The 19,141-nt window shown below is 68.1% G+C and carries 19 protein-coding genes; 4 read left to right on the top strand and 15 right to left on the bottom strand.

Translation table 11 applies throughout. The annotated features are described in order from the left end of the window. Positions 1 to 10: 10 nt before the first annotated feature. Positions 11 to 478, bottom strand: coding sequence for an Rrf2 family transcriptional regulator (locus tag H289_RS0127610; protein ID WP_020104101.1), 468 nt, complete (start codon positions 476 to 478; stop codon positions 11 to 13). A gap of 27 nt (positions 479 to 505) precedes the next feature. Beyond that, complete coding sequence (locus H289_RS0127605; RefSeq protein WP_020104100.1) at positions 506 to 1,102, bottom strand: cysteine hydrolase family protein; 597 nt, start codon at positions 1,100 to 1,102, stop codon at positions 506 to 508. A 42-nt stretch (positions 1,103 to 1,144) separates the two neighbouring features. On the opposite strand from H289_RS0127605, the gene H289_RS0127600 reads away from it, so the two are divergent. After that, positions 1,145 to 1,645, top strand: a complete 501-nt coding sequence (locus tag H289_RS0127600; RefSeq protein WP_020104099.1) for a hypothetical protein — start codon at positions 1,145 to 1,147, stop codon at positions 1,643 to 1,645. A gap of 38 nt (positions 1,646 to 1,683) precedes the next feature. Here the strand turns inward: H289_RS0127600 and H289_RS0127595 are convergent, their stop codons facing one another. After that, positions 1,684 to 1,962 carry a hypothetical protein gene (locus H289_RS0127595; RefSeq protein WP_029105832.1) on the bottom strand — a complete coding sequence of 93 codons (279 nt, stop codon included), beginning with the start codon at positions 1,960 to 1,962 and terminating at the stop codon, positions 1,684 to 1,686. A gap of 45 nt (positions 1,963 to 2,007) precedes the next feature. Next, positions 2,008 to 2,622: a TetR/AcrR family transcriptional regulator gene (locus H289_RS0127590; protein ID WP_020104097.1), complete on the bottom strand. Its 615-nt coding sequence runs from the start codon at positions 2,620 to 2,622 to the stop codon at positions 2,008 to 2,010. A gap of 109 nt (positions 2,623 to 2,731) precedes the next feature. Here H289_RS0127590 and H289_RS0127585 point away from each other — a divergent pair, with 109 nt between their 5' ends. Both H289_RS0127585 and H289_RS0127580 read left to right on the top strand, forming a co-directional pair. Next, positions 2,732 to 3,658, top strand: coding sequence for a metal-dependent hydrolase (locus tag H289_RS0127585; RefSeq protein WP_020104096.1), 927 nt, complete (start codon positions 2,732 to 2,734; stop codon positions 3,656 to 3,658). After that, a complete protein-coding gene (locus H289_RS0127580) occupies positions 3,651 to 4,805 on the top strand; it encodes a DUF7802 domain-containing protein (RefSeq protein ID WP_020104095.1) in 1,155 nt (384 codons plus the stop codon). Before H289_RS0127585 ends, H289_RS0127580 begins: the two co-directional genes overlap by 8 nt. 237 nt (positions 4,806 to 5,042) lie before the next feature. On the opposite strand, the gene H289_RS0127575 is transcribed toward H289_RS0127580, so the two are convergent. The 4 genes from H289_RS0127575 to H289_RS31510 form a co-directional block, all read right to left on the bottom strand. Beyond that, positions 5,043 to 5,789 carry a 3'(2'),5'-bisphosphate nucleotidase CysQ gene (locus H289_RS0127575; protein ID WP_020104094.1) on the bottom strand — a complete coding sequence of 249 codons (747 nt, stop codon included), beginning with the start codon at positions 5,787 to 5,789 and terminating at the stop codon, positions 5,043 to 5,045. Next, a complete protein-coding gene (gene cysN, locus H289_RS0127570; RefSeq protein WP_020104093.1) occupies positions 5,786 to 7,633 on the bottom strand; it encodes a sulfate adenylyltransferase subunit CysN in 1,848 nt (615 codons plus the stop codon). The genes H289_RS0127575 and cysN overlap by 4 nt, the downstream gene beginning before the upstream one ends. A 1-nt stretch (position 7,634) precedes the next feature. Further along, positions 7,635 to 8,585: a sulfate adenylyltransferase subunit CysD gene (cysD, locus tag H289_RS0127565; protein ID WP_020104092.1), complete on the bottom strand. Its 951-nt coding sequence runs from the start codon at positions 8,583 to 8,585 to the stop codon at positions 7,635 to 7,637. 94 nt (positions 8,586 to 8,679) lie between these two features. Beyond that, entirely contained in the window at positions 8,680 to 10,044 is a 1,365-nt protein-coding gene (locus tag H289_RS31510; protein WP_051128620.1) for an MFS transporter, read from the bottom strand. Positions 10,045 to 10,144: 100 nt separating this feature from the next. Between H289_RS31510 and H289_RS0127555 the strand changes: the two genes are divergently transcribed. Further along, complete coding sequence (locus H289_RS0127555; RefSeq protein WP_020104090.1) at positions 10,145 to 10,564, top strand: PaaI family thioesterase; 420 nt, start codon at positions 10,145 to 10,147, stop codon at positions 10,562 to 10,564. 63 nt (positions 10,565 to 10,627) lie between these two features. On the opposite strand, the gene H289_RS0127550 is transcribed toward H289_RS0127555, so the two are convergent. From H289_RS0127550 to H289_RS0127520, 7 genes are all read right to left on the bottom strand, one after another. Then, on the bottom strand, positions 10,628 to 12,517 hold the full coding sequence (locus H289_RS0127550) for a glycosyltransferase family 39 protein (RefSeq protein WP_020104089.1): 1,890 nt from the start codon (positions 12,515 to 12,517) through the stop codon (positions 10,628 to 10,630). A gap of 59 nt (positions 12,518 to 12,576) precedes the next feature. Then, positions 12,577 to 13,845 (bottom strand): bifunctional glycosyltransferase family 2/GtrA family protein, encoded by a 1,269-nt coding sequence (locus H289_RS0127545; protein ID WP_020104088.1) that lies wholly within the window; start codon positions 13,843 to 13,845, stop codon positions 12,577 to 12,579. Positions 13,846 to 13,976: 131 nt separating this feature from the next. Beyond that, complete coding sequence (locus tag H289_RS0127540) at positions 13,977 to 15,875, bottom strand: glycosyltransferase family 39 protein (RefSeq protein WP_020104087.1); 1,899 nt, start codon at positions 15,873 to 15,875, stop codon at positions 13,977 to 13,979. A gap of 14 nt (positions 15,876 to 15,889) precedes the next feature. Further along, positions 15,890 to 17,494, bottom strand: coding sequence for a sensor histidine kinase (locus tag H289_RS0127535; protein ID WP_020104086.1), 1,605 nt, complete (start codon positions 17,492 to 17,494; stop codon positions 15,890 to 15,892). Continuing rightward, a complete protein-coding gene (locus tag H289_RS0127530; protein ID WP_020104085.1) occupies positions 17,472 to 18,176 on the bottom strand; it encodes a response regulator transcription factor in 705 nt (234 codons plus the stop codon). The genes H289_RS0127535 and H289_RS0127530 overlap by 23 nt, the downstream gene beginning before the upstream one ends. 126 nt (positions 18,177 to 18,302) lie before the next feature. Beyond that, positions 18,303 to 18,551 (bottom strand): hypothetical protein, encoded by a 249-nt coding sequence (locus H289_RS0127525; protein WP_155944282.1) that lies wholly within the window; start codon positions 18,549 to 18,551, stop codon positions 18,303 to 18,305. A 179-nt stretch (positions 18,552 to 18,730) separates the two neighbouring features. Further along, positions 18,731 to 18,976 (bottom strand): hypothetical protein, encoded by a 246-nt coding sequence (locus H289_RS0127520; RefSeq protein WP_131810109.1) that lies wholly within the window; start codon positions 18,974 to 18,976, stop codon positions 18,731 to 18,733. Positions 18,977 to 19,141 lie beyond the last annotated feature (165 nt).

The raw sequence follows: 19,141 nt of genomic DNA, 5'->3' as shown, positions 1-19,141 counted from the left end.
GGGAAAGAAGTTAGTGGCCGCGGCGGGCTTCCTGGGTGCGGTAGTCCCCCGCCAGCGTGCTGACGTGGTCCGGGAGCTTGCCGGTGGCCACGTCGGCGAGGCTGGTCTGTTCGAGCACCGAGCGCATGCTGGCGCGCAGGGCGCGCCACACATCGGTGAGCGACGCCGTCGGCCCGGAGTACGGCAGGTCGCCGAGACCGATGTCGCGCACGCTCGCCAGCGGACCGTCGATGCAGCGCAGGACGTCGGCGATGCTGATGTCCGCGGCCGGCCGGGCCAGCTCGTAGCCGCCGTCGCGGCCACGGTGGCTGCGCACCAGACGGTCGGTGCGGAGGTTGGTCAGGATGTCGACGAGGAACTGCGCGGGGATGCCCTGCGCCTTGGCCAGGTCGTCGGTCTTGACCAGCACACCCGCGTCGGCGGCGGCCAGTTCGACCATGGCGCGGACGGCGTACTCCGCCTTGGCTGACATCCGCATCAGCCAATCATGCCATTCCGGGCCGGATTAGTCCGGAATAGCTGCGACGTTGGGCGCCACCACCGCGACCAGATCAGCCAGGCCGGCGAGGCTCGCCGCCTGCAGCGCCGCGGCCGGTACTGCCTGGCCGTCGGGCCCGGCCAGGGTGCGCGTCGCCGTCGCGGCGGCCACGACCGTCGGCGCGTACCCGAGGCTGAACGCGCCGCGGGCGGTGGAGTTCACGCACATGTGCGTCATGAAGCCGGCGAGCACCAGGTTCGACGCGCCCAGCGCCTTGAGCCGCTCATCGAGATCGGTCTGTACGAACGAGTTCGGGTACTGCTTGACGATCACCGGCTCGTCGCCGCGCGGCGCCACCCGGTCGACGATCGCGCCGGACTCGCCCCCGATGTCGTACAGCGAGCCCGGCCCGTCGTCGTGCTGGATGTGGATGACGGGGATGCCGGCCGTGCGGGCACGGTCGAGCAGTGCGGCGGTCTCATCGAGCGCGTCCTGCACGCCCTCGAGCTCCATCACCCCTTGCGTGTAGGTGTTCTGGCAGTCGATCAGAACCAGAGCCGAGTCCGCGAGGCGGACCGGTTCGACAGGCAGGCTGGACAGTTCACGCAGAGTGGGGCGAGTCATGTTGTGAGCCTAGTGGCGTGCGGCGGCGGTTAGGCTGAATTGGTGGGGCTACCGGACTGGTCGAGGCCGAAGATCCTGCTGGCGCTGCTGGCTGTCGCCGCGCCGATCTTGCTTCTCATCGCCATCAACAAAGCGGACAGTTCGAGTGACCCGCCGCAGCAAGAGGCCAGCGCCGACTGCCGGCAGGTCGACCAAGCAGTGCGGCATTGGGCAGAGGCGTTGCCCGCCATTCAGTTCGGACTGACCCGCTCCGCCGATGCCGCCGCCATTGTCCGTGACTCCACCACCGCGGCGGCCGCGGTGCGCAGTGACGCGGCCTCGATCACCGATATGTCATTGCGCGACAAGGTAACCGCACTGGCAGACAAACTCGACATGGTCAGCCGAGGCAAGCCGAGTGCCCCACCGGACTGGCGTCCCGATCAGACCTTCATGGATGGATACCATCCGATGATGACGCTCGTGCACCAGCTCAAAGTCGCGTGCCCGAACGTCGGCAACGATCCAGCACCGGCCGGCCCGCCCACCCCGCCGACGAATTAACCTCGGCAGGAATCGCTTTCGACAGCCCGCGCCCGACTCTAGTTGTTGCCGTTGAGGCCCGGATGCAGACCCGGTGCCACAGTCGGCGCGCCCGGCGCGGTGACGCCCGGACTGAACAGGTTGCCGCCGGTGGGGCTGATGCTCTTCTCCGTCGGCGTCGCCGATGGAGACGGCGACGAGGTCGTCGTCGTTGTGGTGGTGGTCGACGGCGACTGCCCGCCGTTGCTGCTACAACCCGCGGTGAGCACGCCCATCGCAAGGAGGGCGGCGCCGCCGGCAGCGGCCATCAAACGACGAGTGGACAGATAAGTGCGCATACGAACACAAACTAGCCCTGACCGGCTGTTATCGCCACCGATCGATCAGCGGGCAGGTTGTTGCCCCAGGATCGCCGCGCCCAGCCACCGCCGGATGAAGGACCGCAACTCGTCGGGAGTGCGCCCGTCCCCCGCCGGCGCGAGGAAGTAGGACAGCATGATGCGCAGCGTGAACTCGACCAGTTCGCGCAGCGCCGCATCGTCGTATCCGTAACTGGCCCAGTCGACATCGAACCGGGTGATCATCTGCATGCCGAAGTCCTGCGCCTCGGCAGACGCCATGTCACTGCTGTGCGCGCTGACGTACGGCGCCGACATCAGGATGCCCAGGTGCGGCGTCCGGGCCACCGCGTCGAGTGTGTAGAGGACGCCTTCGGTCATCGCGTCGGCGGGATCGTGAATCCCCCGCACGTGCTCGCTGAGCTGATCCAAAAACCCTGCGACCGAGGCGATGGCTGCGGCGCGCATGAGTTCGTCGGCCGTCGGGAAGTACCGGTACACCGTCTGCCGGATGACGCCGAGCGACTCGGCCACATCGGCGATGGTGATCGCGGTGCCCGTGGTGGACAGCAGTTCGACTGCCGCGGCAACGATGCGGCGGGTCGCCTCGTCGTCATCGGCGGGCGGCTCCCCACCCCAACCGCGACGTTTGCGTGCCATTCGCCGGACGGTACACGGCCGACATCGACCCGGGCATTGACGGATGTTGGCCAACACTGTAACCATACACAAACGACATAGTTTGTATGATTACTGATCGAGGTGCCCAGTGACCGACCTCCAGGTCCGCAAGATGCGGTTCGCTTTCGCGGACCACCCCGTGCCGTTCCTCTGGAACGAGACCAATCCCGCGTTCTCTGCCATGGCAAATGCCGTGTCCTTCTTGGCGATTGCGTTCGAGAAGATGATCGTCAGCACCATGGCCGAGGCCAAGCCACTGCTGACCGACCCGGTGATCGCCGAAGAGGCCGACGCCTTCGTCCGCCAGGAGGGGCAGCATTCGATGGCCCACAGGGCCCATGCGCGCGGCCTCATCAAGGCCCACCCGGAGCTCAAGGAGACGCTCGACGAGGTGATCGCCGCGTTCGACGACCTCGTCGCCAACAAGCCCCTCAAATATCGGCTGGCCTACACCGCCGACCTGGAGGCGACGTTCACGCCCGTCTTCAAATTGATGCTCGACCACGACGACACGTTGTTCGCGCCCGGCGACGATCGCGTCGCGTCACTGTTCTTGTGGCACTTCGTCGAAGAGGTCGAACACCGGAGCTCGGCGCTCATCATCTACAACGGCCTGGTCGACGATCCGTGGTACCGCATGCGCGTGGCGCCGTCGATCTTCAAGCACGTGATGGATTGCGTGCGGATGGCGTGCAACGGATTCAACAAGCACCTGCCGCTGGAGGTCCGCAAGGTCGACGCACTGTCGGCGTTCGCGCTCGAGCGCCGGAAGAACACGATCCTCAAGCGGTTGGGCCGCATCCCTGACTTCGGGCCGTTCACGAGCGCGTTCCACGATCTGCCGGTCCGCGAGCAATTGGTGGCCCTGTCGGGCATCGTCCGCAGCCAGATCCCGGGCCACAACCCGGAGCACGAGAAGCTGCCGGCACTCGCAACCGAATGGTTCGACCGCTACGACGCCGGCTACGACGTCACCCACTGGTACACCGCCGGAAAGCAGAGCGCCAATGTCTGACCTGTGTTCCGCGACGTTCGCCGATCTTGCCGGGCGCCTTGGCTTTTCCTGCGAGACGGCCGGCGGCCTGCTCGAGGTCCGCAATCCCCTGCAGCTGGAGAACTGGACCCTGCCGGTCCTCGAGTTGACGGTCATCACCGGCGCGGTGTTGACGCTCGTCTACGCGATCATCCGGCTTCGTCGCCACGGTGACGCGACCAACATCGCACTATGGTTCGGCGCGGTGGCCTACCTGCTGATCATCGAGCCGCCGCTGTACTTCCCGGCGGCCTTCGGCATCGCCGACCGCGTCGACACCATGTTCGCGCACAACGTGTTCACGGTGGACTTCCTGTGGGGCAGACTGCCGCTGTACATCGTCGCGATCTACCCGATGATGGCGACCGTCGCGTTCGAAATCGTCCGCAGTCTAGGGGTTTTCCGCCGCTACGGCACGCTGGTCGGCGCCGTGTGTGTCGGGTTCGTCCACCACGCGTTCTACGAGATCTTTGACCACCTCGGCCCGCAGCTGCGGTGGTGGGAATGGTCGGTGCACAACCCGATGAACCAGCCGATGTTCGACTCCGTGCCGCTGCCCAGCGTGGTGGTCTTCGCCGCGCTGTGGCCGATGTCGCTGGCGCTGTGCGTGCAGTTCTTCGTGGGCCGGCACGCGGATCGGGGCCGCCGCTTCACCGGTTTCGAAATCCTGTGGCGCACTGTGGTTGCCGGGGTGCTGGCTTCGCTGGGCACCGCGATCCTGCCGCTGCCCGCAACAGTCATCGGCGGTGTCACCGGTAGCAGCACCGCAGGCGGCATCGCCTACGCGGCCGAACTGGTGGCGGTGTGCGCCGTGGCGATCTGGGCGCTGGTCACCCAGTGGCGCCGGCTGCGCGGCACGGTGACCAGCCCGACCGAACCGCGCTACGTCAGCCCGCCGTGGTTGATCGGCTACGCCGTCGCCTACCTCGTCGTCATGGCGGGGCTCTGGATCAGCGCGCTGCCCGCGTACTTCGGCGCGGCCAACGGCGTTACCGCGCACGGGGATCCGATCGGCAGCCTGTGGTACACGGTGCTGTGCTTTGCCATCGCGATCGGGTGCCTCGTCGCGGTTCGTACCGTCGCACCGGCGAAAGTCGATGCGCCGCTGCCGGTTACCGCGTCGGCGTAGCTCGATAGGGCCCCAAGCTAAATCCGTAGCTTCAATCACGACGCATTCTCGACTGTGGTTTTTGAAGCCAGGTACCTTTTCGGGCCGTCAGAAGTCCCTGGCCTGAATAACCATCGGCAGATCGGCACTTCGACTGCACTCAGGGACTTTTGCATGGATGGCAGACGCGGTCGTCCGAGATACGCGAAATGGCTGTGGGAACATGCGTTTCCACAGCCATTTCGTCGATCTCAAGAACTACTGCGTCGCGGTGATCGCCAGTACGCGCTCGGCCAGTTCCGGCCGGCACACCACCAGGTCGGGCAGTTTCGGGTCCTCGCGGTTGTAGACCAGCGGCGAGCCGTCGATGCGCGAGGTGTGCAGCCCGGCGGCACGGGCCACCGCGACCGGCGCGGCGGAATCCCACTCGAACTGACCACCGGCGTGGACGTAGATATCGGCCCGGCCCTGGATCACAGCCGCGACTTTGGCGCCGGCCGAACCCATTTCGACCAGAACGCCGTCAAGGGCGTCACGCACCGCGAGGGCGACGGCCGGCGGCCGGGTGCGGGACACCACGATGCGCGGCGGACCGTCGACGGCGAGCGGCGCGGCCACCTCCGGGGTGTGCAGCGTGGTGTTCTGCGCGGGCAGCGCCACGGCGCCGGCCACCAGCTCACCGGATTCCCACAGCGCCACGTGCACGGCCCAGTCGTCACGGTCCAGCTCGGAGAACTCGCGGGTGCCGTCGAGCGGGTCGACGATCCACACCCGGTCCGAGGTCAGGCGGGCGCTGTTGGCCCGCTCCTCCTCCGTCGCCTCCTCGGAGAGCACCGCGTCGTTGGGACGCAAGCGCGCGAGCTCCGTCGTCAAGAACTCGTGAGCGCGCTTGTCCCCCGCGGCTTTCCGCTCGGAGGCGTCGGCCGTGGCGAACTCGGCCCGTACGTCCAGCAGCAGGTCACCCGCGCGGGTGGCCAGCCGCTCGGCGACTTCGTGATCGTTCATCGCGGCGCCACCAGCATGTCGACGACGCGCTGCGCCTGGGCATCCAGGTCGCCCGGCACGAGGGCCAGGTTCGGGTTCTTCGGCCGCTGGTACGGGCTGTCGATACCGGTGAAGTGCGTGATCTCACCGGCACGCGCCTTGGCGTACAGACCCTTGGGGTCGCGGGCCTCGCAGTCGGCCAGCGGGGTGTCCATGAACACCTCGAAGAACTCGAATCCCTGGTCGGTGTGGACCTTTCGCGCCAACTCGCGGTGCTCTTCCAGCGGGCTGATCGCCGGCACCAGCACGATCTGGCCGGAGTCGGCCAGCAGCGTGGCAATGTGGGCCAAGCGACGCAGGTTCTCCGAGCGGTCGGCCATCGAGAAGCCCAGGTCCGAGTTCAGCCCGTGGCGCAGGTTGTCGCCGTCGAGAACGTATGCGGGACGGCCCAATTCGAGCAGCTTGCGCTCGACCAGCATGGCGACCGACGACTTGCCCGAGCCCGACAGGCCGGTGAACCACACCGTGCTGCCCTTCGACAGCCGGTCCTCGGCGGTGACGAGGTTGGCGTGCCGCACCGCGTTCGGGCTGGCCGAACGGCTGGCAGCCGGGGTGGTGTCACGCACCATGCCCGCGGCGACGGTGCCGTTGGTGTCCGGGTCGATCAGGATGAACGAGCCCGTCACCGAGTTGCGCGAGTACTCGTCGAGCAGCAGCGGCTGCTGCGTGCGCAGCGTGACGCGGCCGAGTTCGTTGAGCTTCAACGCCGTTGCGCTCTTGTCGCGGTGCAGGGTGTTGACGTCCAGCCGGTAGTCGAGGTCCGTAACCCGGACCCGCGTGGTGCGGGTGGTGTGCTTGATGATGTAGTCCCGACCCGGCTCGAGGCTCGCGTCGTCGGACATCCAGCACACGGTGGCGTCGAATTCCTGCGTGGTGTGCGGCTGGTTGTGCACCCGGGCGATCATGTCGCCGCGCGAGATGTCGATGTCGTCGGCAAGGCTGACCGACACCGCCATGGGCGCGAAGGCCTCCTCGAGCGGACCGGTGGGTCCGTCGATCGCGGTGATGGTGCTGGTCTTTCCCGCTGGGAGAACGACGATTTCGTCGCCGGGACGCATGACGCCACTGGCGACGGTGCCCGCGTAGCTGCGGTGGTCGGCGTGCTCGTGGGTCTGCGGCCGGATGACGTACTGCACCGGGAAGCGGACGTCCATGAGGTTGCGGTCACCGGCGATGTACACCTCTTCGAGGTGGCTCAGCAGCGACGGACCCTCGTACCACGGCGTCTTGTCCGACTTGGTCACTACGTTGTCGCCGGCCAGCGCCGACAGCGGGATGGTGGTGACGTCCTGGATATCCAGGCGGGCCACGAACTCATGAAAATCATCCCGTATCGTCTCGAACTTCGTTCGGTCCCAATCGATCAGGTCCATCTTGTTGACCGCCAGCACGATGTGCTGGATGCCGAGCAGCGACGCCAGGAAGGCGTGCCGGCGCGACTGCTCGAGCAGTCCGTGGCGGGCGTCGACGAGCACGATGGCCAGCTGCGCCGTCGAGGTGCCGGTGACCATGTTGCGGGTGTACTGGATGTGCCCCGGGGTGTCGGCGATGATGAATTTCCGCTTGGCCGTGGCGAAGTAGCGGTACGCGACATCGATGGTGATGCCCTGTTCCCGCTCGGCGCGCAGGCCGTCGGTGACCAGTGCGAGGTCGGTGTAGCCGTGGCCACGTTCCTTGGAGGTGCGCTCGACGGCGGCCAGCTGGTCCTCCATGACGGCCTTGCTGTCATAGAGCAGCCGGCCGATCAGCGTGGACTTGCCGTCATCGACGGAGCCAGCAGTGGCGATACGAAGCAACGTTGCCATATCAGAAGTAGCCTTCCCGCTTACGGTCTTCCATGCCGGCCTCAGAAATCCGGTCGTCTGCGCGGGTCGCGCCGCGCTCGGTCAGTCGGGACACCGCGGTCTCGGCGATGACTTCTTCGACGGTCGACGCCTCCGACTCGACGCAGCCGGTGCAGGTGACGTCGCCGACGGTGCGGAATCGGACGGACTTGGTGATCACCGGTTCGTCCGCGTTCGGCTGCAGGTACTCGTGCACCGCGAGCAGCATGCCGTCGCGCTCGAAGACCTGGCGCTCGTGCGCGTAGTAGATGGCCGGCAGCGCGATCTCCTCGGCGCCGATGTAGGCCCAGATGTCGTACTCGGTCCAGTTCGACAGCGGGAAGACGCGGATGTGCTCGCCCTTGCGGTGGCGGCCGTTGTAGAGGTTCCACAGCTCGGGGCGCTGGTTCTTGGGGTCCCACTGGCCGAACTCGTCTCGGAAGCTGTAGACGCGCTCCTTGGCGCGGGCCTTCTCCTCGTCGCGCCGGGCGCCACCGAAGGCGGCGTCGAACTTGTTCTCGCGGATGCCGCGCAGCAGCGACACCGTCTGCAGCGGGTTGCGCGATGGACCGTTGTCGACGACGCGGCCCGCGTCGATGTCCTCCTGCACGCTGGCCACGACCAGGCGCAGGTTGTACTTCTCGACCAGGGCGTCGCGGGTCGCGATCACCTCTTCGAAGTTGTGGCCGGTGTCGACGTGCATGACGGGGAACGGCAGGCGGCCCGGCGCGAACGCCTTGATGGCCAGGTGCAGCATCACGATCGAGTCCTTGCCACCGGAGAACAGCAGCACCGGCCGCTCGAACTCCGCGGCGACCTCGCGGATGATGTGGATGGCCTCGGCCTCCAGCGATCGCAGATGGCTCAATTCGTATTTGGCGGCCCGCTGGTCCACCTTGGACGCCTCGGCGGCGTCGGGAGTCACGGTCATCATTTCCCCGTAAAGTTGGTAGAACTGGTCAAGTTAAGAACCATGGTCGGAATTTACGTGTCCGGTGGCGCAGTGTCAACGGTTGTAACCACCAAGATCAGCTAGCACAACGCGCTGCTGTGCCCGCCTGCTTCCCGGCGCCGCTGACGTGGGCTCCAGCCGAGCGCGGCAGCCGCCATGACTCCACGATCGTCAGCGCCATCACCGCCCCGAGCGCCACATAGGTCCACGGGTACGAGCCGATCCGACTGAGCAACAGTGCCCCGACCGCGACGCCGAGGCCGGCGGCCAACTCCTGAATGGCGGCGTTGAGGGTGTTGGCGTGGGTGAGGTCGTCGCCATCGACGTCGGAGAACGCCAGGTTGTTGTAAGCGGTGAAGCCGATGGACCGCAGCGCACCGCTCACGTACAGGATCACGGCGGTCACCGCCAGCGGCAGCGCAGGCCGCAGGGTCGCCAGCAAGCCGAAGCACGCCACCGAGGCGACGCCGTTGACCAGCAGCACGTTGCGAATCCCGAACCGACGCATCAGCGGCGTGGTCGCCGGCTTGATGGTCAGATTGCCGGCAAACAGCGCCGCCACCATGACACCCGCCGCGAGCGGGTTCCAGCCGAAATCCAACTGGAACTGCAGCGTCAGCAGGAACGGCACCGCGACGATGACCAACCGGTACAGCGAGCCGGCGCTGACGGTGATCCGCAGGGTCTGCACCCGCAGCACCGGCAGGTCGACCAGGGGCGAATCGGTCCGCAGCAGATGCCACACCGCGGCCACCAGCAGCACAGTGGCCGCCGCGCCGCAGCTGCCGACAAAGGACCAATCCGTGCCCGCCACGCGGATGTGCTCGAGTGCAATCAGCGCGGCGCCGATCCCACCGCCCAGCGCCAACACACCCCGCCAGTCCAGCGGTCGCGTCGACGGTTCCGGTCCGCCACGAACGAGCCTCAGCGCCAAGACAATTCCCAGCACGCCGAGTGGGATGTTGACCACGAAGATCCAGCGCCACGACCCCAGCATCACGATGGCCCCGCCGAGCATCGGGGCCAGCACCGGAGCGGCCATGGCAGGCCAGGTCAGCACCGCGATCGCGCGCACCAGATGCGCCTTGTCGCTGTCGCGCAACACCGCGAGCCGGCCGACCGGCACCATCATGGCGCCGCCCACGCCCTGCGCGATCCGCATCGCGACCAACATCGGCAACGAGGTGCTCAGTGCGCAGCCGATGGAGGCCAGGGTGAACACCACGATCGCCGAGATGAACACCCGCCGGATGCCGTAGCGGTCAGCCAGCCAGCCCGTGACGGGTATCAGTACCGCCACGGTGACGAGATAGGCCGATATCGCCACGTTGACGTCGATCGGCGTCACGCGCAACGACGAAGCGATCAGCGGAATGGCCGGTGTGATGATGGTCCCGTCGAGGACCTCCATGAAGTACGCACCGGCCACCAGCAGTGCCAGGCCTCTCGGGAACGGCGGACTCTGATCGGGCGCCACGGCGGCAATGTAACCCGCCTACCTGAAAGGTAATTGAATTGGCGCCGCGCCGCCCGCAGACTCCATGGACATGAGCCCGAGTACCGGCGCCGAGGTCATGGCGCAGTTCATCCCGCAGTCACCGCTCGTCGCCAAGCTGGGCATCGTCGCCGAAGCGCTCGACGCCCCGGAGGTCCGGTTGCGGATGCCGTGGGACCCGACCAACACCACGCTCGCCGACATGGTGCACGGCGGCGCCATCGCCGCACTGGCCGATGTGACCGTCATGGCGGCGGCGTGGTCGACCGAACGCGAGCCGGAATCGCTTCGCGGGGTGACGATCTCGATGTCGGTCCAGTACCTGGCTCCCGCCCGGTCGACCGACCTGATCGGTGTCGGGCGCGTGCTGCACCGCGGAAAGTCCTTGGTGCACTGCGAGGTAGAGATCGAGACCCCGGGCGGCGACCCGGTGGCCAAGGCCGTCGGCACGTACAAGATCGGCTGAGCGAGGCCAAGAAGACGCAAGTCACCTGCTGACTGCAATCCGAGGCATAGACGCATGCTCCGATCAGTGGGGCGCCTCGAGGTCGTAGACGGTCGCGCCGCCGACGTCGAGCTTGGCGAAATGCCCCGTCACCCATGCGGTGATCTCCGCGGCACTCCCGCGGTCACGCCGAGGCCCGCCGGGTCCCTTGTGGTCGCCGGCGATGAAGTAGTGGATCTGGCCGTCTTCCACGTACTGCTGGAACTGCGTCAGGGTCGGCGCGTTGTCGCCGCCGGAGAATCCGCCGATCGCCATCAACGACTTGCCGGTGCTCAACTCCAGATCGCCGGCCTGGAAGGACCCGACCGTCGCTGCGGCCCAACGGTTGTTGGTGCCACGGATCAGGTTCTCGAGTTCGGCGTTGGGGCCGTCACGGTGGGGGCCACCCGGGCCACCACCCGGCCAGGCGTCGCCGCCCGGCCGCGGCGGACCGGACATCGAGCCGGGGCCACTGCTGTGGACCGCCGCCACGTTGTAGATCGTGAACGACGCCGACCCGGCCAGTGCCGCGACGATCGCGACGCCGGCGACCACGGCCGTGAGCCGTCCGGAGCGCGCACCGACCACCACGACGGCCACCGCCGCCAGGACTGCCACCACCGCGATGGCCCACCGCAGGGCGGGCATCCAGTCCGGAGTGCGCGACAGCAGCGCGAATGCCCAGCCGGCCGAGATGACCAGGACCAGCGCGAGCAGCAGGCGTGCCGACAATGTCTCCCGGCGCTGCCACAGCTGCGCGACCACCATGCCGGTCAACGCGGCGACCGCAGGGGCGAGCGCGACGTTGTAATAGGGGTGCACGGTGCCGTCCATGAAGCTGAACACCGCGCCGGTCACCAGAAGCCAACCGCCCCAGAGCAATACACCGGCGCGTGCCAGGTCGGTCCGCGCGGCGCGGCGACTCGTCCACAGCAGCAGCACCAGGCCGATCAACGCCGCGGGCAGCAACCACGACACCTCGACGCCCATCGACGGGCCGAACAGCCGGGTGATGCCGGCGTGCCCGCCGAAGAACAGGTTGTCGCGCATGCCGCCGCCGGGTCCGGGGCCGGGACGGTCGCCGCCGGTGATCCGCTCGATACCGTTGTAGCCCAACGCCAACTGCAGCAGGCTGTTGTCGGTCGACCCGGCGATGTACGGGCGGGCGTCGGCGGGCCACAGGCTGACCAGCGCGATGTACCACCCGGCCGAGATCACCACGGCCACACCGGCCATCACCAGCGCGCCGATCCGTCGTCCCACGCTGAACGGTGCGGCGACCAGGAATGCCAGCGCCAGCCCCGGCACCGGCAGGAAGGCCTGCAGCATCTTGGTCAGGAAGGCGAAGCCGACGATGACGCCGGTCAGCGTCATCCACCGGGCGGACACGGAGAAGTCGGTGGACTGGATGGCCCGCACCGTGCAGTAAGCCGCGCTGATCAGCAGCAGCACGAGCAGCGCGTCGGGGTTGTTGAACCGGAACATCAGGGCCGCAACGGGAGTCACCGCCAGCACCAGGCCGGCCAGTAGCCCGGCGACCGCACCGCTGCTGCGACGCACCGTCGCGTACAGCATCCCGACCGACGCCACACCCATGAGGGCCTGCGGCAGCAGCATGCTGAACGCGCTGAATCCGAACAGCCGGCCGGACAGGCCCATCAACCACAGGGCGGCCGGCGGCTTGTCGACCGTGATCGCGTTGCCGGCGTCGAACGAGCCGAACAACAGCGCTTCCCAGTTCTGGGTGCCGGCCTGGGCCGCGGCGGCGTAGTACGAGTTGGCCCAGCCCGACGAGCCGAGCGCCCACAGGTACAGCACCGCCGTCCCGGCCAGCAGTGCCAGCAGTGCGGACCGTTCCCATGCGGGGCGGGCCCAGCCTGCCGGGCCGCGGCGGGCCTTCGGCAGATGAGCGACGGTGGGCGCAGTGGCGATCACGGGCAAGTCCCCTCTGAAGCGGTTGGTAGGCAGGTCAATTCGTGCACTGGGCGGGCACCCTAGTTCTGGCGCCGGGGGTGGAAGACCCAACCGCGCAGCAGCACGAACCGCACCGCGGTCGCGACCAGGTTGGCCGCCACCAGCACGCTCAACTCGAGCAGATGGTGGGCGTGCGGCGCGAACACGTGCAGCCCGGCCAGCGCGCCGCTGGTGATGGTCAGCGCGATACCGAAGACGATCAAACCCTCGAACTGGTGCCGGGTCGCGCTCGCCGCTCCCCCGCCACGGACACCGAACGTGAAGCGCCGGTTGGCGGCGGTGTTGACGATCGCGGTGAGCAGCAGGGCCACCAGGTTGGCGGTCTGCGCGCCGAGCGCGGTGTGCATCATCATGAACAGCAACAGGTAGGCCAGTGTCGAGGCGACGCCGATGGTCCCGAACCGGACGACCTGACGCAGCAGCGAGCCGGGCGCAGCCGCCTTGGTCGACGAACCCAGCTGGGCGGCAATGGTGTTCACCGGGATACTGCCGTTGGCGAAGCCGCGCAGCAGGCGCCCGACGCCCTTGAGGTCGGCGGCCGCGGTGGCGATGATGTCCACGCGGCTGTCGGGGTCGTCGACCCAGTCGACCGGGACCTCATGGATGCGCAGGCCCGTGCGCTCGGCCAGCACCAGCAGCTCGGTGTCGAAGAACCAGCCGGTGTCCTCGACGAGCGGCAGCAGCGCCTGGGCCACGTCGCCCCGGATGGCCTTGAATCCGCACTGCGCGTCGGAGAACTTGGCCGACAGCGCCCCGCGCAGGATCAGGTTGTAGCAGCGAGAGATGAACTCCCGCTTCGGTCCCCGCACGACGCGGGAGGACCGGGCGAGCCGGGTGCCGATGGCCAGGTCCGAGTGGCCCGAGATCAGCGGGGCCACCAACGGGCCGAGGGCGGCCAGGTCGGTGGAGAGGTCGACGTCCATGTAGACCAGCACCGGCGACGGCGAGTGCGACCACACCTCGTGCAGCGCCCGCCCGCGGCCCTTGAGCTCCAACCGCACGACGCGGACGTTGTCGAACTCGAGGGCCAGCTCGGCGGCGACCTGTGGGGTGGCGTCGATGCTGGCGTTGTCGGCGATGGTGATCTGCACCGGGTACGGGAAGTGCTCTTCGAGGTGGCGGTGCAGGCGGCGGATGCAGCCGGGCAGCGCGACCTGCTCGTTGTAGACGGGGACCACCACGTCCAGCACCGGCACGCCCGCCGCCTGCGCGGCAACCGCGGCATTCTGGCGGGTGGTGAAGCGTTGCTCAGAACCGAACTCCGCGGCGCTCTCGATGAGGTTCGTCATGACATCGATCTTCAGCCGGTACCTTTAGGCCGCCATGGGCTGAAGCTATGGGCCAGCTATGTGTTTGGAGCTGCTGTTGACTCCGCGGCCTGGGCGCAAGAGTACGAGGACCCCGCACCCCCATCGCAAGGTCAACGCGGCCGGGTCAGGTCGTAGACGACGGTGTTGTCCACCGTCGTGGCGGTGTAGTGCTCGCCGACCCAGGCGGCGATCTGCTGAGATTCCTGCTTGGCGTCGTCCTGACTGTGGCGTCCCCAGCCCATCTTGACGTCGCCTTCGATGAAGTAGTGGATCTGGCCGGCGGCGACGTACTGCTGGAACTGCGCGAGCGTGGGCGCGGGATCGGTGCCGTTGAAGCCGCCGATCGCCATGACCGGGACACGGGCCGCCAGCTGGTAGCCGGCGGCGTTGTTGGAGCCGATGACGGCGGCCGCCCAGCGGTACTTCGCGGCGTCGGTGCTCAACAGTATGTTCACCGCAGCGCTGGGCTCGGGAGAGTCGAAGAGGCCGCCGCCCGGCCGGAATCCTTGTGGCGGAGCGCCCATCGCACCGCCCGGCCCACCGGCGGGGCCCCGGGCCTTCATGTGCCCGGGAGGAGGCGGACCCCACCCCGAACTGTGTCCGCCGGGCCCGCTCACGGACGGCATCGCGCCGGTGTGCGAAACACCTGCGGTGGCAATCGAATACGCGGTCGGGGCCGCCAGGGACACCAGGACCGCCGCGGCCACCGCCAGGCGCGCAGGGCTGAATCGGGGCGGCACCAGTAGCAGCAGTGCGGCGACGGCGCCGACGATCAGTACCGAGGTCCGCAACCAGCTGATGTCAGCGCGGCCCAGCAGGATCGCCGCCATCGCCGCCGTGGCCACCACCGTGCCCGCCATGGTCAGCCGGGCCGGCCACGCAGCGCGGTTGCGCCACAACAGAACCGATCCGATACCCACGCACGCTCCGATGGCCGGCGCCAGCGCGACCGTGTAGTACTGATGCACGATGCCGTTCGCGAAGCTGAACACCGCGGCGGTGAGCACCAGCCACCCGCCCCACAGGATCAGGGCGGCCCGCGTCGCATCGGTCCGCGGGGCGCGCCGCGCGAGCACCAGTCCCGCGGTCAGACAGATCAGTGCCGCGGGCAGCAGCCAACCGGCGTAGCTGCCCATGCTCGTGCCGACCAGCCGGTCCCAGCCGACATCGAAGTTCGGGTTGCCCAGACCACCGGGCTCGTTCCCGCTGAGCCGGCCCACGCCGTTGTATCCCAGCGCCAGTTCGATGATCGAATCGTGTTGCGATCCGCCCACATACGGGCGCGACGCGGCCGGCCACAGTTCGACCAGCGCCAGGTACCAACCGCCGGAGACGACCATCGCCACGACGCCGCCGAGCAGCCGCCACAGCCGGGTGCGCACCGGCGACGGCCCGGCGACCAGATACGCGGCCGCGAAGGCCGGCAGCACCAGGAACGCCTGCAGCATCTTGGCCAGGAAGGCGAATCCGGCGGCCACCCCGGCGCCGACCAACCACCAACGGCCCGCGTCTTTTTCGCAGGCTCGCTGCATGCAGTAGGCACCGACCACGAGAAGCAGGACGAGCAGCGCGTCGGGGTTGTTGAACCGGAACATCAACGTGGCCACCGGTGTCAGCGCGAACACCGCCCCGGCCAGCAGAGCGGCAGCCGGCCCGGCGGCGCGGCGCACCGCGGCGTAGAGCACCGCCACCGCTGCCACACCCATCAGGGCCTGCGGCACCAGGATGCTCCAGGAGCTCAGCCCGAACAGCCGCACCGACAGATCCATCACCCACAGCGCGCCGGGAGTCTTGTCGACGGTGATCGCATTGCCGGAATCGCTGGCGCCGAACAACATTGCGGTCCAGTCACTGGCACCGGCCTGCGCGGCCGCTGAATAGAAGCTGTTGGCCCAACCACTCACCGACAGGTTCCACAGGTACAACACAGCAGTACCCGCCAGCAGGAGCCCGAGCTGGAGTTGTTCGCCGAGCGGGCGGCGGCGTAGTTCGCGAGTCACCAGTCTCATTGTGGGAGCGTTGATTAGGCGGACGTCGAGGCGATGCTGTGCGGCGGCTGTGAGGCCGGAGCCGCGGGGCCCGCGGGCAGGCGCACGGTGAACACCGTGGCTCCGGTCCGGCTGTCGACGCTGATGGTGCCGCCGTGCGCTTTCACCACCGCGGCGACGATGGCCAGCCCCAGGCCGGTGCTGCCGGCTTGCCGGGACCGCGACGAGTCGCCGCGGGCGAACCGCTCGAACACCTCGGGCTGCAACGTCTTTGGAATTCCCGGACCGTCGTCGGCGACGCTGATCACCGTGGCGTCCGCATCGGCGGACAGCGCGATCGTCACCGACGTGCCCGCCGGCGTGTGCGTGCGCGCGTTCGCCAGCAGGTTCACCAGCACCTGGTGCAGCCGCGCCGGATCGCCCTCGATGGTGACGGGTTCCTCGGGCAGGTCCAGCGACCAGTTGTGATCGGGGCCGGCGACGTGGGCATCGCTGACGGCGTCGACGACCAGTTGGGACAGGTCGACGTTCTCCATCTCCAGCGGTCGGCCGGCATCGAGCCGGGCCAGCAGCAGCATGTCCTCGACGAGCCGGGTCATCCGGACCGTCTCGGATTCGACGCGGTTCATCGCGTGCGCGACGTCGGCGGGCAGCTCGTCGCTCTTGCGTTGTGCCAGTTCGGTATAGCCGCGGATCGCGGCGAGCGGCGTGCGGAGTTCATGACTGGCGTCGGCCACGAATTGGCGCACCCGGGTCTCACTGGCATGACGGGCCGCGAGCGCGCCGGCGATCCGGTCCAGCATGCGGTTCAGCGCCGAACCCAACTGGCCGACCTCGGTGTGCGCGGCGACGGGATCGACGTGCACGATCTCCGTCGGCAGCTGCACCTCGCCGCGGTCCAGCTCCCGGTCCGCGACATCACGCGCGGCGGCGGAAACCCGTGACAGCGGGGCGAGTTGACGGCGGATGATCCACACCCCGACCACCGTCGCCCCGATCAGTGCCAGAGCACCCACCGCGCAGAACATGCCGAGTACCCACAGCAGGGTGTTGTCGACGTGCCGCGTGGGCAGGCCGGTGACGATCGTCTGTGGACCGCCGTGGCGGGGATGCAGGCCGATGACCCGGTAGGTCCCCACACCGTCGATGTCCATGGTGCGAATCTTGCGATCGGGTCGCACCTGCGCCAATTGTGCTGTGGCCGTGGTGGTTACCGAGTCACGACTGCCCTCGGAGGTGATGACACCGGCGTCGACCTGGCCACGGAACACCACCGCTCCGATGGTGCCCACGGCCTGCCCGGGCGCGTTGAGGAAGCCGGGGCCGGGGCCGGCCTCGGGGTCGAAGCGCATCCGGAAATGTGGGTCCATGGACGGCCTGGGCACCCCGCCGGTCAGAGGCGGTGCCATGGGCGGCGGTGGCAGTTCGAAAATGGCGGCAGAGCGCCGGCCCGCCTCCAGCACCTGGTCGTCCAGCTGGTGCAGCAGAAAGCGCTGCAGCGCAAACTCGGTCGCGGCGCCGACGCCGACGATGACCAGCGCCAGCAGCAGGACCTGGGTGACCAGCAGTCGCACCCGCAGCGACCACGTGCGCGGCTGCCAGATGCGCGTGCCGGCCTCAGCGAGCGGGTCGGAGGACATATCCGGCGCCGCGCAGGGTGTGGATCATGGGCTCGCGGCCACTGTCGATCTTCTTGCGCAGGTACGACACGTAGAGCTCGACGATGTTGGAGCGGCCGCCGAAGTCGTAGCTCCACACGCGGTCCAGAATCTGGGCCTTGCTCAGCACCCGCTTGGAGTTGCGCATCATGTACCGCAGCAGTTCGAACTCGGTAGCGGTCAGGGTGATCTGTTCGCCGGCGCGCGTCACCTCGTGGCTGTCCTCGTCGAGCACCAGGTCGCCGACGACGATCTGCGCGTCACCGGCTTCGTTCGCGACACCGGTGCGCCGCAGCAGCGCGCGCAGCCGCAGCACCACTTCCTCGATGCTGAACGGTTTGGTCACGTAGTCGTCGCCGCCCGCGGTGAGGCCGGCGATGCGGTCCTCGACCGAGTCCTTGGCGGTCAGCAGCAGCAGGGGCAGGCCCGGGATCTGTTCGCGCAGCTTGCGCAGCACATCGAGCCCGCTCATGTCGGGCAGCATCACGTCCAGTACCACCACGTCGGGAGGGTTGTCCTTGGCCAGCGCGATCGCCGTCGCGCCGTCGCCGGCTGTGGCGATGTCCCAGCCTTCGTAGCGCAGTGCCATGGAGACGAGCTCGGCGAGAACGGGCTCGTCGTCGACCACGAGAACGTTGATCGGCTTGCCGTCAGCTCGGTGCATGACGACACGCGGGGCTTCACTGTCACGGGCGGTACTGCTGGGACCTGTCACAGCTTCCATTATTCGCACTGGTGTGGGGCGCGACTGTGGCGATTCTATGTGCGAGCTATGAATCGGCCCGGGTATCTAGCCCTGCGGGTTGGTGTCCGGTGACTGCCCGGCCCACAGCGGAGCCTTGCCGGTGATCGACGGCGCCGCGAAGGTGACCGGCGCGGTCGTGCTCGTCGACGTGATCAACGTGCTGTTGGCCGTCGTCGTCTGGGACGGGCCTGCCAACACGCCGGCACATACCGCGGCGGCGCCCATCACCGCGCTTCCGCCGATGAGGCCGATTGCCCATTTCATGGTGATTCCGGAAGTCTCTGGTCGACTCATGGTTTGCCTCCCGTGTGCTTGGGACAACTGCGCCGCGCCGCCGGTGCAGGCGGCCGGTCATATGCCTCAAGTCAAGCGCGGCAATCTGACAGTGCGCTGAATCGCTTCTGGCAGTTCGCCCTTCATAGCGCGCAGATCGAATCTGGGCCGCAGCGAAGGCCTCTCCGCCGCGAAACTGATTAGCCCGGGTCCTGCCCCGGGTACAGCGGAGCGGGCCCGGTGATCGCCGGCGCGGCGCTGATGATCGGCCCCACCGTCGTGGCGCTGACAACGGAACTGACTGAAGTGCCGTTGGCCGATGTCGTTTTCAGGGAATGCGCCTGCGCTCCGACAAGCACCACGGCCGACGCACAGACAGCCATACTCCCGGCGATAACGCCGACTGCCCACTTCTTGTTGATTTCAGAATGCTTGGTTTGAGTCATCGCGGGTCTCCCACCTAGACGCGATCCGCCGCGATTCGCCACACCGTTGGGGCACGCAGCCGGTCAAACAGTTTCAAGTCGCCCCGACCCTCAGGTATTCCACCGAATTCAGAACTGGTGCGTCACCTGCGCAGAAACAGGACGGCCGCGGCCATCGGGCGCCAA

The sequence above is a fragment of the Mycobacterium sp. 360MFTsu5.1 genome (assembly GCF_000383495.1).
GTDB lineage: Bacteria > Actinomycetota > Actinomycetes > Mycobacteriales > Mycobacteriaceae > Mycobacterium > Mycobacterium mucogenicum_B.
This window is presented reverse-complemented; position numbering and strand designations above follow the sequence as displayed.

What these genes read in the sequence shown, in the direction of transcription:
- H289_RS0127520 (WP_131810109.1), bottom strand. Translation starts at nt 18,976, where the DNA reads ATGACTCAAACCAAGCATTCTGAAATCAACAAGAAGTGGGCAGTCGGC.
- cysN (WP_020104093.1), bottom strand. Translation starts at nt 7,633, where the DNA reads ATGGCAACGTTGCTTCGTATCGCCACTGCTGGCTCCGTCGATGACGGC.
- H289_RS0127580 (WP_020104095.1), top strand. Translation starts at nt 3,651, where the DNA reads ATGTCTGACCTGTGTTCCGCGACGTTCGCCGATCTTGCCGGGCGCCTT.
- H289_RS0127575 (WP_020104094.1), bottom strand. Translation starts at nt 5,789, where the DNA reads ATGAACGATCACGAAGTCGCCGAGCGGCTGGCCACCCGCGCGGGTGAC.
- H289_RS0127540 (WP_020104087.1), bottom strand. Translation starts at nt 15,875, where the DNA reads ATGAGACTGGTGACTCGCGAACTACGCCGCCGCCCGCTCGGCGAACAA.
- H289_RS0127530 (WP_020104085.1), bottom strand. Translation starts at nt 18,176, where the DNA reads ATGCACCGAGCTGACGGCAAGCCGATCAACGTTCTCGTGGTCGACGAC.
- H289_RS0127610 (WP_020104101.1), bottom strand. Translation starts at nt 478, where the DNA reads ATGCGGATGTCAGCCAAGGCGGAGTACGCCGTCCGCGCCATGGTCGAA.
- H289_RS0127590 (WP_020104097.1), bottom strand. Translation starts at nt 2,622, where the DNA reads ATGGCACGCAAACGTCGCGGTTGGGGTGGGGAGCCGCCCGCCGATGAC.
- cysD (WP_020104092.1), bottom strand. Translation starts at nt 8,585, where the DNA reads ATGATGACCGTGACTCCCGACGCCGCCGAGGCGTCCAAGGTGGACCAG.
- H289_RS0127555 (WP_020104090.1), top strand. Translation starts at nt 10,145, where the DNA reads ATGGACATGAGCCCGAGTACCGGCGCCGAGGTCATGGCGCAGTTCATC.
- H289_RS0127535 (WP_020104086.1), bottom strand. Translation starts at nt 17,494, where the DNA reads ATGTCCTCCGACCCGCTCGCTGAGGCCGGCACGCGCATCTGGCAGCCG.
- H289_RS0127545 (WP_020104088.1), bottom strand. Translation starts at nt 13,845, where the DNA reads ATGACGAACCTCATCGAGAGCGCCGCGGAGTTCGGTTCTGAGCAACGC.
- H289_RS0127605 (WP_020104100.1), bottom strand. Translation starts at nt 1,102, where the DNA reads ATGACTCGCCCCACTCTGCGTGAACTGTCCAGCCTGCCTGTCGAACCG.
- H289_RS0127595 (WP_029105832.1), bottom strand. Translation starts at nt 1,962, where the DNA reads ATGCGCACTTATCTGTCCACTCGTCGTTTGATGGCCGCTGCCGGCGGC.
- H289_RS0127525 (WP_155944282.1), bottom strand. Translation starts at nt 18,551, where the DNA reads ATGAGTCGACCAGAGACTTCCGGAATCACCATGAAATGGGCAATCGGC.